Consider the following 16,217-nt stretch of genomic DNA (forward strand, 5'->3'; position numbering starts at 1 on the left):
GGCCGGCTGTCTCCCGAGCGTTCCCCCGCCGACGGCGGGGAGGCCCCTTGTCTCGAGGGAGGTCCAGTTCAGTGACCAGCCAGGTCAGTAGCCCAGCCGATCGGGCCGACGGGTCCGGTGGGACCCAGCAGGCCGGTGAGGCCGTCGTCGGGGAACAGCGAGGCGGCCCCGGCGAACGGGGCACGGAGAAGGAAGTACGCCGTCTGGACCGGGTGATCATCCGCTTCGCGGGTGACTCGGGTGACGGTATGCAGCTCACGGGTGACCGGTTCACGTCGGAGACGGCGTCGTTCGGCAACGACCTGTCGACCCTGCCGAACTTCCCGGCCGAGATCCGGGCCCCCGCCGGCACCCTGCCGGGTGTCTCCTCGTTCCAGCTCCACTTCGCCGACCACGACATCCTCACCCCGGGCGACGCGCCGAACGTCCTGGTGGCCATGAACCCGGCCGCGCTGAGGGCGAACATCGGCGACGTGCCGCGCGGCGGCGAGATCATCGTCAACACGGACGAGTTCGCCAAGCGGGCGATGGCGAAGGTGGGGTACGAGACCTCACCGCTGGAGGACGGCTCCCTCGACGGGTACCGGGTCCACCCGGTACCGCTGACGACGCTGACGATCGAGGCCCTCAAGGACTTCGGCCTGTCCCGCAAGGAGGCTGAGCGTTCGAAGAACATGTTCGCGCTGGGGCTGCTGAGCTGGATGTACCACCGGCCGACCGAGGGCACGGAAAAGTTCCTCCGGCAGAAGTTCGCGAGGAAGCCGGAGATCGCCGAGGCGAACGTGGCGGCGTTCCGGGCCGGCTGGAACTTCGGGGAGACCACCGAGGACTTCGCGGTCTCCTACGAGGTGGCCCCCGCGACCCGGGCGTTCCCCGCCGGCACGTACCGCAACATCTCCGGGAACCTGGCCCTGGCCTACGGCCTGATCGCCGCGTCCCGGCAGGCGGACCTGCCGCTGTACCTGGGGTCGTACCCGATCACCCCGGCGTCGGACATCCTGCACGAGCTGTCCCGGCACAAGAACTTCGGGGTGCGGACGTTCCAGGCCGAGGACGAGATCGCGGGCATCGGCGCCGCGTTGGGCGCCGCGTTCGGCGGGGCGCTGGCGGTGACCACCACGTCGGGCCCGGGTGTGGCGCTGAAGTCCGAGACGATCGGCCTGGCGGTCTCGCTGGAGCTGCCGCTGCTGATCGTCGACATCCAGCGGGGCGGTCCGTCGACGGGGCTGCCGACCAAGACGGAGCAAGCGGATCTGCTCCAGGCGATGTACGGGCGCAATGGCGAGGCCCCGGTGCCGGTGGTGGCGCCGAGGACCCCGGCGGACTGCTTCGACGCGACGCTGGAGGCGGCGCGCATCGCGCTGACGTACCGCACTCCGGTGTTCCTGCTGTCCGACGGGTACCTGGCCAACGGTTCGGAGCCGTGGCGCGTCCCGGACCTGGAGGAGCTGCCGGACCTGGCGGTCCGGTTCGCCCGGGGGCCGAACCACACGCTGGACGACGGCACCGAGGTGTTCTGGCCGTACAAGCGCGACCCGCTGACCCTGGCCCGCCCGTGGGCGCTGCCCGGCACGCCGGGCCTGGAGCACCGCATCGGCGGCATCGAGAAGCAGGACGGCACGGGCAACATCTCGTACGACCCGGCCAACCACGACTTCATGGTCCGCACGCGCCAGGCCAAGGTGGACGGCATCGAGGTCCCCGACCTGGAGGTGGACGACCCGGACACCGCGCGCACGCTGGTGCTGGGGTGGGGTTCGACCTATGGGCCGGTCACGGCCGCCGTGCGGCGGCTGCGGGCGGCGGGCGAGCCGATCGCGCAGGCGCACCTGCGCCACCTCAACCCCTTCCCGAAGAACCTCGGGGACGTGCTGAAGCGGTACGACAAGGTGGTCGTCCCGGAGATGAACCTGGGCCAGCTCGCCACGCTGATCCGGGCGAGATATCTGGTCGACGCGCACAGCTACAACCAGGTGAACGGCATGCCGTTCAAGGCCGAGCAGCTCGCCACGGCTCTCAAGGAGGCCATCCATGACTGAGGCGCTGAAGCTGGTGCCCAAGGCCGAGGCCAAGCAGTCCATGAAGGATTTCAAGTCCGACCAGGAGGTGCGCTGGTGCCCGGGCTGCGGTGACTACGCGATCCTCGCCGCCGTGCAGGGCTTCATGCCCGAGCTCGGTCTGGCGAAGGAGAACATCGTCTTCGTCTCCGGCATCGGCTGCTCCTCCCGCTTCCCGTACTACATGAACACCTACGGGATGCACTCGATCCACGGCCGTGCGCCCGCGATCGCGACCGGTCTGGCCTCCTCGCGCACCGACCTCTCCGTCTGGGTCGTCACCGGCGACGGTGACGCGCTGTCGATCGGCGGCAACCACCTGATCCACGCCCTCCGGCGGAACGTCAACCTCAAGATCCTGCTGTTCAACAACCGGATCTACGGCCTGACCAAGGGGCAGTACTCGCCGACGTCCGAGGTCGGCAAGGTCACCAAGTCGACCCCGATGGGTTCGCTCGACGCGCCCTTCAACCCGGTGTCGCTGGCGATCGGGGCGGAGGCGTCGTTCGTGGCGCGGACCGTCGACTCGGACCGCAAGCACCTCACCGAGGTCCTGCGGCAGGCGGCGGCCCACCCCGGCACGGCGCTGGTGGAGATCTACCAGAACTGCAACATCTTCAACGACGGCGCCTTCGAGGTCCTCAAGGACAACGAGCAGGCGCAGGAGGCCGTGATCCGCCTGGAGCACGGCCGGCCGATCCGCTTCGGCGCGGACGGCGGCAAGGGGGTCGTACGGGACGAGGTCACCGGCGACCTGAAGGTGGTCGCGGTGACGCCGGAGAACGAGAGCCGCGTCCTGGTCCACGACGCGCACACCGCGAGCCCCACCACGGCGTTCGCGCTGTCCCGGCTCGCGGACCCGGAGACGCTGCACCACACGCCGATCGGGGTGTTCCGGGCGGTGCGGCGGCCGGTGTACGACACGCTCATGGCGGACCAGCTCGACGCCGCCGTGGAGCAGAACGGCAAGGGCGACCTGGCGGCGCTGCTCGCGGGCAACGACACCTGGACGGTCGTCGGCTGACGTCCCGCCCGCCCGCCACACCCGCAGCCCGGGTTCCGCCGAGGGACCCGGGCTTCGTCGTGCCCGGACGGCGGGCGCGGGGGCCCGCTGCGGCGGCCCGGGTCCGGGCGGCGGGTGCGGCGGTCCGGGTGCAGCGGCCCAGGTCCGGCGGCCCAGGTCCGGGGGTCCGGACCCGGCGGTCCGAGGCCCGTCCCGCCCCGGGCTGTGACGCAGCCGTCATGACCGTATCGCGGAACGGACATGACACCGGTGCCCGCCCGGCGCTACCTTCGTCCGCAGGCGAGCAGGGCAGGCGGAAAGGCGGCGGCCGATGGCGGCGAAGAGCGGCGGCGAGCAGCGGGCGGGACTTCTCTACGGTGTGGGTGCGTACGGCATGTGGGGGCTCGTGCCGCTGTTCTGGCCGCTGCTCAAGCCGGCCGGGGCGATCGAGATCCTGGCCCACCGCATGGTGTGGTCCCTGGTGCTCGTGGCGGCGGCACTGCTCGTCCTGCGCCGCTGGGGGTGGATACGCGAGCTGCTGCGGCAGCCGCGCAAGCTGGGGCTGATCGCGGTCGCCGCGACCGTGATCACCGTCAACTGGGGCCTGTACATCTGGGCCGTGAACGCCGGGCAGGTCGTGGAGGCCTCCCTCGGCTACTTCATCAACCCGCTGGTCACCATCGCCATGGGCGTCCTGCTGCTGAAGGAGCGGCTGCGCCCCGCGCAGTGGGCGGCCGTGGGAACCGGCTTCGCGGCGGTGGTGGTCCTGGCCGTGGGGTACGGCCGGCCGCCGTGGATCTCGCTGGTGCTGGCGTTCTCCTTCGCGATCTACGGCCTGGTGAAGAAGAAGGTCAACATCGGCGGGCTGGAGTCGCTGGCGGCGGAGACGGCCGTCCAGTTCCTGCCGGCCCTGGCGTATCTGCTGTGGCTGGGGGCCCAGGGCTCGGGCCACTTCGGCACCCAGGGCGCCGGTCACGCGGCGCTGCTCGCCGCGACGGGCGTGGTCACGGCCGTGCCGCTGGTCTGCTTCGGCGCGGCGGCGATCCGGGTGCCGCTGTCGACGCTGGGCCTGCTCCAGTACCTGGCGCCGGTGTTCCAGTTCCTGCTGGGCGTCGTCTACTTCCACGAGGCGATGCCGCCCGAGCGGTGGGCGGGCTTCTCGCTCGTCTGGCTGGCGCTGACGCTCCTCACCTGGGACGCCCTGCGCACGGCCCGCCGCACCCGCGCGGAAGCACTCGCGCTGCGCGCCTCCGCCGGCGCGGCCCCCACCACCGGCGCGCCCATGGCCGTCGGCGGCCGCCCCTCGGACGGGCGGTAGACACCGAACGGCGGCAGGCCCGGGCGGTAGGGACACACCCCTGCGGGAAAGGGCCTCCCCCGCATAACGAGCCCCCGCATACGAGCCCCCGCATATACGCTCCCGCACACGCGCCACGGCTCAGGCGGTGAGGGCCGCCTCCATGCGGGACAGCACGGCCTTCCAGTGGGTGCGGCGGGCGGCGCGGGCGGCGGCGTCCGGGAGGTGTTCCTCGTGGAAGGCGAGCACCGCCCTGGCCGGGCCCGAGGCGGAGACCGTGACCTGGACGGTGGTCGTCCCGTGGGTGAGGCGGACGCGGTCGCCGGGGCGGTAGCCGCGCACCTCTCCGGTGACGCCGGCCTCGGTCTCGTAACGGGCGCCCTTCTCCGTGGGGAGGGGGCCCCTGGTGCCGCCGAGCCAGATGCCGACGCCCTCGGGGCTCACGACGAAGTCCCAGAGGGTGCCGGCCGGCAGCGGCAGGGTCTTCGACACGCCGATCTCCCAGCCCGCGTCGCGGGTCAGTCCGGTGGGCATCACGCTTCTCCTTCGCTCGGGGTACGAGCGCGGTGGGCCCGGACCTTGTGGCGGTTCCCGCACCGTTCCATCGCGCACCAGCGGCGGCGCCCGGGGCGGGAGGTGTCGACGAAGAGCAGGTAGCAGTCGTGGGCGCCGCACTCGCGTATCCGGCCCTCCCGGGCGTACGGGCCCGTGAACAGGTCGATCGCGTCCCGGGCGACCGTCGACAGCAGCCCGGTCACGGTCGCGCCCGGCGCCCAGGCGCGCTCCCCCGCCGCCGTCATGCGCGTGGCCAGCGGGGGCGCGGCCGCCGCCGCGTTCACCACCGCGAGGTCCCCGGCGCCCGGGGGCCGGCCCTGCGCCCACGCGCGCCCCACCCCCAGCAGCGCGTCCCGCAGCTCCCGTACCGCCGCCAGCTCGGGCTCCCCGGGCGGTGGCAGCCGCAGCGCCGGGGGCGTGAGGCGGCCGGCGGCCACCCAGTCGAGCAGCCCCTCGGGGGTGTCGAGCACCTCGTAGCGCGCGAGCCGGCCCGGGCCGCCCGTGGGCAGCAGCTCCAGGCAGAGCGCACCGGCGTCGAACCGGTAGGTGCGCCCTTCCGGCGTACGCAGGGTCAGTCCTCTTGCCTTCTCGCTCACGTAACCAATATAACTGGTTACATGACACCGCTCCACTGGAAGCTCGTGATCGACGCCGCCGACCCGCACGCCCAGGCCGACTTCTGGGCCGGGGCCCTGGGCTACGAGGTCGAGGACAACAGCGCCCACATCGCCCGGCTGATGTCCCTCGGGTACGTGGCGGACACGGACACCGTCGAGGCGCACGGCCGCCGGGCGTTCCGCGATCTGGTCGCCGTCCGGCATCCGGACGATCCGTACGACGAGGAGACCGGCACCGGGCTCGGCCGGCGGGTGCTGTTCCAGCGCGTGCCGGAGGCCAAGTCGGGGAAGAACCGGCTCCACCTCGACCTGCACGCCGGCCCCGGGCGGCGGGAGGCGGAGGTGGCGCGCCTGGAGGGGCTGGGCGCGTCCTCCCTGCGCCACGTCAAGGAGCCGGGCGGCGAGTGGACCGTGATGGCCGACCCCGAGGGCAACGAGTTCTGCGTGCAGTAGGGAGAGGACGCCCGGGCGGCGGCCCTACCGCTCGTCGCCCTCCTCCACCCACCGGAAGCCGCGCAGGCCGACGTCCTCCCCCGCCCCGGCCCGGGGCCCGGCGCCCGCCCCGGCGAACCGCCGCCAGGAGACGACCGCGGCGGCCACCAGGGCGCACCCGCACAGCACCACCAGCGCGAAGTTCACCGCGATGCGCAGGGCCAGACCGGCCAGCCAGGCCAGCGCGTACAGCGGGTCGACGTGCACGGCCACGCACCTCCTCCGGTCGACGACGAGAGCCCGGGGCGCGCCGTGCGCCCCCGGTGGCAGCACCCCCCGCCCGGGGCGCGCCGCGCGCCCTCGGTGGCAGCATCCCCCGCCCGGGCACCCGGTGACGCGCGCATGCCCGAAAAGCGTTGTGGCGGTGTCCATTCCGCGACCGTTCTCGGACGAGATCGTCCGTTATCCGAACGCTACTGACCGGATTACGCCCTTGACGGCACGTCAAACTCTCGCTGAACATTCAGCACGCACTGCGCACCACACGCTCCATCAGCTCCAGCGCCCCGCGTCGACGACGACCGGGGCGTCTCGCACGTTCCGTCCCATCCCCGCACGGAATCCGGAGCCCCCACATGAACGTCTCCGCGCACCACCGCATACCCAGACGCACCGCCGCCGTCGCCGCGCTGGCCCTCGCCGGGCTGCTGGCCACCGCCGCCCCGGCCGCCACCGCCGCGACCACAGAAACCGCAGCGACCACAGACACCGCAGCAGCCACCGGCACCACCGCGACCACCACCACGCGCACCGCCGCCGCGGCGCCCGACATCCCCCTGGCCAACGTCAAGGCGCACCTCACCCAGTTCCAGTCCATAGCCGGCGCCAACGGCGGCAACCGCGCCCACGGCCGCCCCGGCTACAAGGCGTCGATCGACTACGTGAAGGCCAAGCTGGACGCGGCCGGATTCACCACCACCGTGCAGCAGTTCACCACCAGCGGCGCCACCGGCTACAACCTGATCGCCGACTGGCCCGGCGGCGACGCCAACCAGGTCCTGATGGCCGGCGCGCACCTGGACTCGGTCTCCTCCGGCGCCGGCATCAACGACAACGGCTCCGGCTCCGCCGCCGTCCTGGAGACCGCGCTCGCCGTCTCCCGCGCGCAGCTCAAGCCCGCCAAGCACCTGCGGTTCGCCTGGTGGGGCGCCGAGGAGCTGGGCCTGGTGGGGTCCAAGTACTACGTCAACAACCTGCCTTCCGCCGAGCGCGCCAAGGTCTCCGGCTACCTCAACTTCGACATGATCGGCTCGCCCAACCCCGGTTACTTCGTCTACGACGACGACCCGGTGATCGAGAAGACCTTCAAGGACTACTTCGCCGGTCTGGGCGTGGCGACCGAGATCGAGACCGAGGGCGACGGCCGCTCCGACCACGCCTCGTTCAAGAACGTGGGCATCCCGGTCGGCGGCCTCTTCACCGGCGCCAGCCGTACGAAGTCCAGCGCCCAGGCGCAGAAGTGGGGCGGCACGGCGGGCCAGGCGTTCGACCGCTGCTACCACTCCTCGTGCGACACCACGTCCAACATCAACGACACCGCGCTCGACCGGAACAGCGACGCGGTGGCGCACGCCGTCTGGACGCTCTCCGCCGGGACGACGGAGCCGCCCACCGGTGACACGTACGAGAACACGGCCGACGTCGCCATCCCCGACAACGGCGCGGCGGTGACGTCCACGGTCACCGTCTCCGGGCGCACCGGCAACGCCCCGGCCGCGCTCAAGGTCGGCGTCGACATCGTGCACACCTGGCGCGGCGACGTGGTCGTCGACCTGGTGGCGCCCGACGGCACGGCGTACCGGCTGAAGAACTCCAGCGGCAACGACTCGGCCGACAACGTCCAGACCACCTACACGGTCAACGCGTCGAGCGAGGCGGCCAACGGGGCCTGGAAGCTGCGCGTCCAGGACGTGGCGGCCCAGGACACCGGGTACATCAACGCCTTCCGCCTCACCTTCTGACCCACCGCGCCCGCGAGGGCCGCGACACAGACGGGTGCCCCGCCCGGAGAGTCACCCTCTCCCGGCGGGGCACCAGCCATCCCCGGGGCCGGGGGCGGCCCGCTACTTCGCGCCGCTCGCGGCGGCGACCAGGGCCTCGGGGGTCACCGCGCCCACGTAGACCCTGCCGTCGTCGGTCATCAGGGCGTTGACCAGGCGGGTCTTGAAGACGGTGCCCGAGCCGAACTTCCCGGTGACCTTGTCGCCGAGGGCGTCCAGGAACTGCTGGGCCTCCGCCGGGGCGTCGGACGGCAGCTCCGACGGAACGCCGCCGCCGGGGGCCTTCAGCTCGGCGATGGACGTCCAGCCCTCGCCGATGACGTTCAGCCCCTCCGGGCCGCCCGGGAGCACACCGGCGCCCGGGAGGTCCTTGGCGCCCTTGTCGCCCTTGTCGCCCTTGCCGTGACCGGCGTCCCCGGACGCCGGCTCCTCCGTCACCCTGGTGCCCCGGGGCAGGGTGAACGTGGAGGCGTCGGGCCTGCCGAAGTCGACCTTGGTGAACCCGGCGTCGACGGCGGCCTTGCCGCCCCCGCTCGGGGTGAGCGTGAACTTCAGCGGTACGCCGTTGTCCGCGTCCACCGCGATCGTGATCGAGCCGATGGTCGAGCCGCTCTGCTTCGGCTTGATCACCAGTTGGTACGCGTCCCGTCCGGCGACCCGCGCCGTCCCGTCGACCGTGACCGACGTGGTGGGGTCGACGGCCTTGAGCGCCTCCTGGGCGAGGTCCTTGGGGGTGGCGTCGAGGGGGCCGCCCGGCAGCCCGGGCTTCCCGGTGTCCCCGTCCGCACCGGCCGCCTCGCCGCGCTCGGTCGAGTGGACGGCCTCCTTGGCGGCGCCGTCGTACGCCCAGACGTCGTCCCCGTCGCGGATGAGGCTGTACTCGGCGGAGGCGTCGTCCACCAGGGTCAGCCGCTGCTTGTCCGGGCCGTCGGCCGCGACGCGCAGGGTGTGGCTGCCCGAGGCCAGCTCCAGGAGCTTGCCGGGGCCCTCCTCGCCCGCCTCGCCGCCCAGGCCGCCGCCGAGCCCGGCGATCGCCGGGAGCCCCAGGTCGGCCGTCACCTTCACCGTGCCGGACATCTGCTGCACGTCCGACGCGGCGATCTTCTCCACCAGCTGTTGCGCCGTGATCTCCGGCAGGTCGGGGTCCCCGGACGCGGCGAGTGCCGGGACGAGCCCGATCGTCGCCGCCGCCACCCCGGCCACCGCGACCGGGACCGCGTACCGTGCCATGCTCCGGCGCCCGGTGCCGTCGTTCGGTGCCTTCGGTGCCATGTGTGCCTACCTCCGTGGTCAGCGAGCCGTCTCCTCGACGTGCTTCCATCTGACCAAGCCGGCACCCCCCGGGTCGTCAGCCCCCGGGCTCAACCTCCGTACTGCTGGAGGATGACACCGCCCCCGACTCCCCCGGGCCCGCGCCCCCACCGGAAGCCCCACCGGAAGCCCCGACCGGAAGCCCCGAGGAGGCGCCCGGCGCTCAGCCGGCCCGGTGCACCACCAGGTCGCACAGCTCCTCCAGCGCGGCCTTGGCGTAGCAGTCCGGCAGCGGCGCCAGCGTCGCACGGGCCTCCTGGGCGTACCGGACGGTGTCCCGCCGGGCGCGCTCCAGGGCCGGGTGGACCCGCAGCCGCCGCAGCGCCTCCGCGTGCCGGGCGTCGTCGGTGAGGTCGCCGTCCAGCAGGGCCACCAGCTCCAGGTCCTCCGCCGCCCCGCCGGCGGCGGCCTGGGCGCGCAGGTGCAGGACCGGCAGGGTGGGGATGCCCTCCCGCAGGTCGGTGCCCGGGGTCTTGCCGGACTCGTGGGAGTCGGAGGCGATGTCCAGGACGTCGTCGGCGAGCTGGAAGGCGACGCCGAGCCGCTCCCCGTACTGGGTGAGGATGTCCACGACCCGCTCGTCGGCGCCGGACATCATCGCGCCGAAGCGCCCCGAGACGGCGATCAGCGAGCCGGTCTTGCCGGCGATGACGTCGAGGTAGTGCTCGGCCGGGTCGCGGCCGTCGCGCGGGCCGGCCGTTTCGAGGATCTGTCCCGTGACCAGGCGTTCGAACGCCTCCGCCTGGATGCGCACGGCCTCGGGGCCGAGGTCCGCCAGGATGTGGGAGGCGCGGGCGAAGAGAAAGTCACCCGTGAGGACGGCCACCGAGTTGCCCCAGCGCGCGTTGGCGCTCTCGACCCCCCTGCGGACGTCGGCCTCGTCCATGACATCGTCGTGGTACAGGGTGGCCAGGTGCGTGAGCTCCACGACCACCGCGGAGGGCACGACTCCTGGTGCGTGCGGGTCGCCGAACTGGGCGGCGAGCATCACCAGCAGGGGACGGAAGCGCTTGCCCCCAGCCCTCACCAGGTGCTGTGCCGCTTCCGTGATGAACGGCACCTCGCTCTTGGTGGCATCGAGGAGCCCTGCCTCGACGGCCGCCAATCCGGTCTGGACATCGGCCTCGAGAGCCTGGTTCCGCACGCTCAGCCCGAACGGCCCGACTGCGGTCACGAGGGGTTCTCCTGTCTGCTGACGATCACACGGATTGTCGATGTGTCGCTGGATTCACTCAAGTCAGCGTATCCGGTCCCCTTTCGATCACCGTGGGCGCCTGCGGCCGACCCCCGGTATGTTCAAGAACAGCTCATATGATCAGGAGTACGACCTTTGTCCGGTACCACCAGCGACACTCACGCGACCGGCGGCGGAGGCGGCGAGGAGCAGCCGCCCCCGCAGGACGATCATGCCTTCCTGGGCCAGCCCCGGGGCCTGCTGACCCTCTCCGGCCTGGAGGTCTGGGAGCGCTTCTCGTTCCTGGGGATGCAGGCGATCCTCGTCCTCTACTTCGCCGACCGGGTGGCGGACGGCGGCCTCGGGATGGACCCGGCGACCGCCGCCTCGGTGTCCGCCGCCTACGGCACCCTCGTCTACCTGGTCTCCGTCGCGGGCGGCTGGCTGGCCGACCGCATCCTCGGCTCCTACCGGGCCGTGCTGTGGGGAGGCGTCCTGATCGCCTGCGGCCACTACGCGATGGCCGTCCCGACCGCGGGCATGACCTGGGCCGGCCTCGGGCTGATCAGCGCGGGCACCGGCCTGCTCAAGCCGAACGTCGCCACCATGGTCGGCAAGCTGTACCGCACCGACGACGACCGCCGGGACGCCGGGTTCGCCCTCTACTACATGGGCATCAACATCGGCGCCTTCCTCGGCCCGCTGATCACCGGCTGGCTCGGCGAGAACCAGGGCTGGCACTGGGGCTTCTCGGCGGCGGCCTTCGGGATGACGCTGGGCCTGATCCAGTACGTGGCCGGGCGCCGCCACCTGGCGGGGCGCAAGCACGCCGCCGAGTTCGCCCTGGCCCCGGACGCGATGCGCCGGGCGGTGCTGCTGATCGCCGCCGGGCTGGTCGGGGCGGCGGCGCTGGGCGGGCTGCTGGCCGGCGCCGGGTGGCTCACCATGGACCGCTTCGTGGACCTGCTGACGCTGGTGTCGGTGATCGCGCCGGTCGTCTACTTCGCCGTGATGTTCGCCAGCCCCCGGGTGACCCCCGAGGAGCGGGGCCGGCTGCGGCCGTACGTGGTGCTGTTCCTGGCGTCGGTGGTCTTCAACTTCATCCTCTTCCAGGCGTACTCCACGATGATGCTGCTCGCCTCCACCAACGCCGAGACGACGATCCTCGGCTTCGACTTCCCCGCGAGCTGGTACGCCTCCGCGCTCGGCGCCTTCGAGGTGGCGCTGGCACCGGTGGTGGCGGCGGTGTGGGCCCGGATGGGGCACCGCCAGCCGCACGCCTCCAACAAGATCGCCTTCGGGGTGGTGCTGGGCGGGCTGTCCTTCCTGCTGATGGTGCTGCCCACCTCCGGCTACGCCGGCGACACCTACCGGATGGCGGCCTGGTGGATCGTGGGCTCGTACCTGCTGCTCGGGCTGGGCGACGTCCTGCTGGAGACCTCCGGGATGTCCGCCACCACCAAGCTCGCGCCGCGCGCCTTCGCCAGCCAGACCATGGCGCTGTGGTTCCTCTCCCTCGCCCTCGCCAACGGCATCCAGGCGCAGATCGTGAAGCTGTACGGGGAGGTCTCCCACCCCGTGTACTTCGGGCTCAACGGCGCCGTCGCGGTCGCCGCCGGCCTCGTCGTCGTCGTCCTCGCCCCCTGGCTGCGCCGCACCATGCACCCCGTCCACTGACCACGCCTCCCCCAGCACCCCCACGTCCGCCGAGGTCCCCCCATGAAGATCCGCACCTCCTTCCCGTACGAGACCACCCACGAGGACGTCCGCATCCCGCTCCCCGACGGGACCCGGCTCTACGCCCGCGTCTGGCGCCCGCTCACCGACGAGCCGGTCCCGGCGCTGCTGGAGTACCTGCCGTACCGGCTGACCGACTGGACCGCGCCCCGCGACCGGCAGCGCCACCCCTGGTACGCGGGCCACGGCTACGTCTCGGTACGGGTGGACGTGCGCGGGCACGGCAACAGCGAGGGGCTGCCGGGCGACGAGTACTCCGCGCAGGAGCTGGCCGACGGGGTCGCGGTGGTCCACTGGCTGGCCGCCCAGCCGTGGTGCGACGGCAAGGTCGGGATGTTCGGCATCTCCTGGGGCGGCTTCAACTCGCTCCAGATCGCCGCCCTCGCCCCCGAGCCGCTCAAGGCCGTGGTCACCGTCTGCTCCACCGACGACCGGTACGACAACGACGTCCACTACATGGGCGGCTCCGTCCTCGCCGTCGACATGCACGCCTGGGCGGCGACCATGCTCGCCTTCGTCTCCCGGCCGCCCGACCCGCTGTACGCGGGGGACGCCTGGCGCGAGATGTGGCTGACGAGGCTGGAGGCGGTGGAGCCGTTCCTCCACACCTGGCTCGGCCACCAGACCCGCGACGCCTACTGGCGGCACGGCAGCGTCTGCGAGGACTACGGCGCGATCCGGGCGGCCGTCCTCGCCGTGGGCGGCTGGCACGACCCGTACCGCGACACCGTCCTGCGGCTGGTGGAGCACCTCCCGGCCGACCGGGTGCGGGGCATCATCGGGCCCTGGTCGCACCAGTACCCCGACCGGGGGCTGCCGCCCGGCCCGGCGATCGGCTTCCTCCAGGAGACGCTGCGCTGGTGGGACCAGCACCTCAAGGGCCGGGACACCGGGGTGATGGCCGAGCCGCTGCTCCGCTCCTGGATCAGCGGCTCCCACCCGCCCGCGACCGTGTACCCCGAGCTGCCCGGCCGCTGGGCCGGCGACACGACCTGGCCGTCGGCGAACGTCACCCCCGTCACGTACGCCCTCCAGGGCCCGCCCGTCACCGTCCGCTCCCCGCAGCACACCGGGCTGGACGCCGGGCGCTTCTTCCCCTTCGGCAACGACGCCGACCTGCCGCCCGACCAGCGCGCCGAGGACGCCCACTCGGCCTGCTTCGACTTCCCCGTCCCGGCCGGCGCCGCGCCCATCGAGATCCTCGGCCGCCCCCGGGTCGCCCTCACCCTGCGCCCCGGCGCGCCCACCGGGCAGGTGATCGCCCGCCTCTGCGACGTCGCGCCCGACGGCTCCTCCACCCTGGTCACGCGCGGGGCGCTGAACCTCGCCGCCCGCCACGGCCGCGACCGGGCCGTCGGCGCCGAGCCCGGTGAGCCCACCGAGTGCGTCTTCGAGCTGAACGGCATCGGCCACACCTTCCCGCCCGGCCACCGCGTCCGGCTCGCGGTCTCCTCCGCGTACTGGCCCTGGATCTGGCCCCGCCCCGACGCCGCCGGGTTCACCCTCGAACCGGACGCCAGCGCCCTGCGGCTCCCGGTCCGCGCCCCCGGGGACGACGCCGCCCGCGCCGTGGACGACGCCGTGGTCTTCGAGGAGCCCGAGCAGTCCGAGCCGCTCGGGGTGACCGTCCCGGCCACCCTCGGCGACGACGGCCTGCGCCCCGAGCGGCTGGTGGTCCGCGACGTGGCCCGGGGCGAGTGGCGCCTGGAGGTGGACCCCCGCTACGGCGGCACCCGGGTCTACCCGGACGGGCTGGAGTTCACCGAGGACGCCGTCGAGACGTACACGATCACCGAGGACGACCCGCTGTCGGCCCGCACCCGCTCGGACTGGACGATCCGGCTGCACCGCCCCGAGCTGTCCTGGGACGTCACCGTGGAGACCCGCTCCGAGATCGCCTGCGACGCCACGCACTTCCTCACCTCCGACGAGGTGATCTGCAAGGAGGGCTCCGAGGTCGTGTTCCACCGCACGTGGGAGAAGCGCATCGCCCGTACGGCGGGCTGATCTAACGTGTCCCCCACACACGTGGAAAGCGAGGCAAGCACCGATGCCCGAGCAGAGCCCGCTCGACCTGACCGAGGGCGACCCCTTCGGCCCGCACAACCTTCCGTACGGCGTCTTCACCACCGCCGACGAGCCCGGCCGCCGCCGGCTCGGCGTGCGAATCGGCGACCACGTCCTGGACGCGGGGGCGGCCGCGCACGCGCTGGGCTCGCCGTACGCCAGGCTGCTGGCGCAGCCGAGCCTCAACCCGCTGCTCGCGGCCGGCCGCACCGCCTGGCGCGACGTGCGCCGGGCACTGACCGCCTGGGTGACCGTCCCGGCCCACCGCCCGGACATAGAGCCGCTGCTGCACCCCCTGTCCGCCGTGACGCTCCACCTGCCGTACGAGGTGGCGGACTACGTCGACTTCTACGCCTCCGAGCACCACGCCACCAACGTCGGCAGGATCTTCCGCCCGGACGGCGAGCCGCTCACCCCCAACTGGAAGCACCTGCCGATCGGCTACCACGGCCGCTCCGGCACGGTCGTCGTCTCCGGCACGGACGTCGTCCGGCCCTCGGGGCAGCGCAAGGCGCCCACCGACGCGGCGCCCGTCTTCGGCCCGTCGGTGAAGCTCGACATCGAGGCGGAGGTCGGCTTCCTCGTCGGTACGCCGTCGGAGCCCGGCCGCCCGGTCGGGCTGTCGTCCTTCCGGGACCACGTCTTCGGGCTCACCCTGCTGAACGACTGGTCGGCCCGGGACGTCCAGGCGTGGGAGTACGTGCCCCTCGGCCCGTTCCTCGGCAAGTCGTTCGCCACCTCGGTGTCGGCCTGGGTGACCCCGCTGGAGGCGCTGGACGCCGCCCGGGTCGCCCCGCCGGCCCGCGACGTGCCGCTCCTGCCGTACCTGGACGACAGCGCCGACGACGAGCCCGGCGGCTTCGACCTGCACATCACGGTGCGGATCAACGGCGAGACGGTCGCCGAGCCGCCGTTCTCCACCATGTACTGGACGGCCGCCCAGCAGCTCGCCCACATGACCGTCAACGGCGCCTCCCTGCGCACCGGCGACCTCTTCGGCTCCGGCACGGTCAGCGGCCCGGAGGTCCACCAGCGCGGCTCGCTGCTGGAGCTGACCTGGAACGGGCAGGAGCCGGTCGAACTGTCCACCGGCAAGCGGACGTTCCTGGAGGACGGCGACGAGGTCACGCTCACCGCGTGGGCGCCCGGCCCGGACGGCACCAAGGTCGGCCTCGGCGAGGTGACGGGCCGGATCGCCCCCGCCGCGGGCTGACCCCGCGCGCGGGCGTCAGCCCGATGGACGCCCCGGGCGTGCGGAACCGCCCGGGGCGTCACATGCTGCTGGTGGTGGCTGTGGGGGGAGCCCGCACCGGACCCGGCGCGTCCACCGCGCCTCCCCCCACCCCAGGAGTCGGCATGCGTACGCGACCGCTCATATCCGCCCTCGCCCTGACCGCCCTCGCCGCCCTGTCGCTGGGCACCGCACCGGCCGCGCCGAGCGCGCCCCCGGGTGACGACGAGGTCCGGGCCGACCTGGCCCGGGCGTACCGCGCGACCGCCAAGTACCACTCGGTCGAGCGGGCCGTGGCCGACGGCTACAAGCCGATGCGGGGCTGCATCGACCGCCCCGAGGGCGGCATGGGCTACCACTACGTCAACACGGCCCGGAACAACTCCACCGATCCCGCGAAGCCCGCCGCCCTGATGTACGAGGACACCGCGAACGGCGGGAAGCGGCTGGTGGGGATCGAGTTCTTCGTCGAGGACCGCGACCAGAAGGTCAGCACGGACGACGACCGGCCGAGGATGTTCGGGCAGCCGTTCCTCGGCCCGACACCGGGCGTCGAGGCGGGGGTGAAGGTCCACTACGACCTGCACGTGTGGATCTACAAGCACAACCCCCGGGGCATGTTCACCGAGTGGAACCCGAACGTCCGCTGCCCCGCGGACGCCTCCTGACGCGCGCC

General features: G+C 73.0%; 14 protein-coding genes. 9 read left to right on the forward strand and 5 right to left on the reverse strand.

Going from position 1 to position 16,217, the window contains the following annotated elements; all coding sequences use genetic code 11:
• Positions 1–71 precede the first annotated feature (71 nt).
• The 3 genes from ACF08D_RS15370 (at position 72) to rarD (ending at position 4,378) form a co-directional block, all read left to right on the forward strand.
• Positions 72–2,039 (forward strand): 2-oxoacid:acceptor oxidoreductase subunit alpha, encoded by a 1,968-nt coding sequence (locus tag ACF08D_RS15370; protein WP_392223062.1) that lies wholly within the window; start codon positions 72–74, stop codon positions 2,037–2,039.
• Positions 2,032–3,081 carry a 2-oxoacid:ferredoxin oxidoreductase subunit beta gene (locus tag ACF08D_RS15375; RefSeq protein WP_392223063.1) on the forward strand — a complete coding sequence of 350 codons (1,050 nt, stop codon included), beginning with the start codon at positions 2,032–2,034 and terminating at the stop codon, positions 3,079–3,081. Before ACF08D_RS15370 ends, ACF08D_RS15375 begins: the two co-directional genes overlap by 8 nt.
• A 310-nt stretch (positions 3,082–3,391) precedes the next feature.
• Positions 3,392–4,378 carry an EamA family transporter RarD gene (gene rarD / locus ACF08D_RS15380; protein WP_392223064.1) on the forward strand — a complete coding sequence of 329 codons (987 nt, stop codon included), beginning with the start codon at positions 3,392–3,394 and terminating at the stop codon, positions 4,376–4,378.
• A 120-nt stretch (positions 4,379–4,498) separates the two neighbouring features.
• Here the strand turns inward: rarD and ACF08D_RS15385 are convergent, their stop codons facing one another.
• Positions 4,499–4,891 (reverse strand): SRPBCC domain-containing protein, encoded by a 393-nt coding sequence (locus ACF08D_RS15385; RefSeq protein WP_392223065.1) that lies wholly within the window; start codon positions 4,889–4,891, stop codon positions 4,499–4,501.
• Positions 4,891–5,508 carry a CGNR zinc finger domain-containing protein gene (locus ACF08D_RS15390; protein ID WP_392223066.1) on the reverse strand — a complete coding sequence of 206 codons (618 nt, stop codon included), beginning with the start codon at positions 5,506–5,508 and terminating at the stop codon, positions 4,891–4,893. The genes ACF08D_RS15385 and ACF08D_RS15390 overlap by 1 nt, the downstream gene beginning before the upstream one ends.
• Before the next feature lie 21 nt (positions 5,509–5,529).
• On the opposite strand from ACF08D_RS15390, the gene ACF08D_RS15395 reads away from it, so the two are divergent.
• Entirely contained in the window at positions 5,530–5,982 is a 453-nt protein-coding gene (locus ACF08D_RS15395; protein ID WP_392223067.1) for a VOC family protein, read from the forward strand.
• 24 nt (positions 5,983–6,006) lie between these two features.
• On the opposite strand, the gene ACF08D_RS15400 is transcribed toward ACF08D_RS15395, so the two are convergent.
• Positions 6,007–6,234, reverse strand: coding sequence for a hypothetical protein (locus ACF08D_RS15400; RefSeq protein ID WP_392223068.1), 228 nt, complete (start codon positions 6,232–6,234; stop codon positions 6,007–6,009).
• 362 nt (positions 6,235–6,596) lie between these two features.
• On the opposite strand from ACF08D_RS15400, the gene ACF08D_RS15405 reads away from it, so the two are divergent.
• Entirely contained in the window at positions 6,597–7,982 is a 1,386-nt protein-coding gene (locus ACF08D_RS15405; RefSeq protein WP_392223069.1) for a M28 family metallopeptidase, read from the forward strand.
• Positions 7,983–8,084: 102 nt separating this feature from the next.
• Here the strand turns inward: ACF08D_RS15405 and ACF08D_RS15410 are convergent, their stop codons facing one another.
• Together ACF08D_RS15410 and ACF08D_RS15415 are read right to left on the reverse strand one after the other, a co-directional pair.
• Positions 8,085–9,293 carry an outer membrane lipoprotein carrier protein LolA gene (locus tag ACF08D_RS15410; RefSeq protein ID WP_392223070.1) on the reverse strand — a complete coding sequence of 403 codons (1,209 nt, stop codon included), beginning with the start codon at positions 9,291–9,293 and terminating at the stop codon, positions 8,085–8,087.
• 202 nt (positions 9,294–9,495) lie between these two features.
• Positions 9,496–10,506, reverse strand: coding sequence for a polyprenyl synthetase family protein (locus ACF08D_RS15415; RefSeq protein ID WP_392223071.1), 1,011 nt, complete (start codon positions 10,504–10,506; stop codon positions 9,496–9,498).
• A 156-nt stretch (positions 10,507–10,662) separates the two neighbouring features.
• Here ACF08D_RS15415 and ACF08D_RS15420 point away from each other — a divergent pair, with 156 nt between their 5' ends.
• The 4 genes from ACF08D_RS15420 (at position 10,663) to ACF08D_RS15435 (ending at position 16,209) form a co-directional block, all read left to right on the forward strand.
• A complete protein-coding gene (locus ACF08D_RS15420) occupies positions 10,663–12,183 on the forward strand; it encodes a peptide MFS transporter (RefSeq protein WP_392223072.1) in 1,521 nt (506 codons plus the stop codon).
• A gap of 42 nt (positions 12,184–12,225) precedes the next feature.
• Positions 12,226–14,250: a CocE/NonD family hydrolase gene (locus tag ACF08D_RS15425; RefSeq protein ID WP_392223073.1), complete on the forward strand. Its 2,025-nt coding sequence runs from the start codon at positions 12,226–12,228 to the stop codon at positions 14,248–14,250.
• Between the two features lie 43 nt (positions 14,251–14,293).
• On the forward strand, positions 14,294–15,523 hold the full coding sequence (gene fahA / locus ACF08D_RS15430) for a fumarylacetoacetase (RefSeq protein ID WP_392223074.1): 1,230 nt from the start codon (positions 14,294–14,296) through the stop codon (positions 15,521–15,523).
• A 143-nt stretch (positions 15,524–15,666) separates the two neighbouring features.
• Positions 15,667–16,209 (forward strand): hypothetical protein, encoded by a 543-nt coding sequence (locus tag ACF08D_RS15435; RefSeq protein WP_392223075.1) that lies wholly within the window; start codon positions 15,667–15,669, stop codon positions 16,207–16,209.
• The last annotated feature ends 8 nt before the right edge of the window (positions 16,210–16,217 follow it).

Source organism: Streptomyces sp. NPDC015131 (assembly GCF_043079975.1).
Lineage (GTDB): Bacteria > Actinomycetota > Actinomycetes > Streptomycetales > Streptomycetaceae > Streptomyces.

Coding starts and splice junctions, on each gene's coding strand:
- fahA (WP_392223074.1), top strand. CDS start 14,294: ATGCCCGAGCAGAGCCCGCTCGACCTGACCGAGGGCGACCCCTTCGGC.
- ACF08D_RS15425 (WP_392223073.1), top strand. CDS start 12,226: ATGAAGATCCGCACCTCCTTCCCGTACGAGACCACCCACGAGGACGTC.
- ACF08D_RS15395 (WP_392223067.1), top strand. CDS start 5,530: ATGACACCGCTCCACTGGAAGCTCGTGATCGACGCCGCCGACCCGCAC.
- ACF08D_RS15405 (WP_392223069.1), top strand. CDS start 6,597: ATGAACGTCTCCGCGCACCACCGCATACCCAGACGCACCGCCGCCGTC.
- ACF08D_RS15375 (WP_392223063.1), top strand. CDS start 2,032: ATGACTGAGGCGCTGAAGCTGGTGCCCAAGGCCGAGGCCAAGCAGTCC.
- ACF08D_RS15435 (WP_392223075.1), top strand. CDS start 15,667: ATGCGTACGCGACCGCTCATATCCGCCCTCGCCCTGACCGCCCTCGCC.
- ACF08D_RS15385 (WP_392223065.1), bottom strand. CDS start 4,891: ATGCCCACCGGACTGACCCGCGACGCGGGCTGGGAGATCGGCGTGTCG.
- rarD (WP_392223064.1), top strand. CDS start 3,392: ATGGCGGCGAAGAGCGGCGGCGAGCAGCGGGCGGGACTTCTCTACGGT.
- ACF08D_RS15410 (WP_392223070.1), bottom strand. CDS start 9,293: ATGGCACCGAAGGCACCGAACGACGGCACCGGGCGCCGGAGCATGGCA.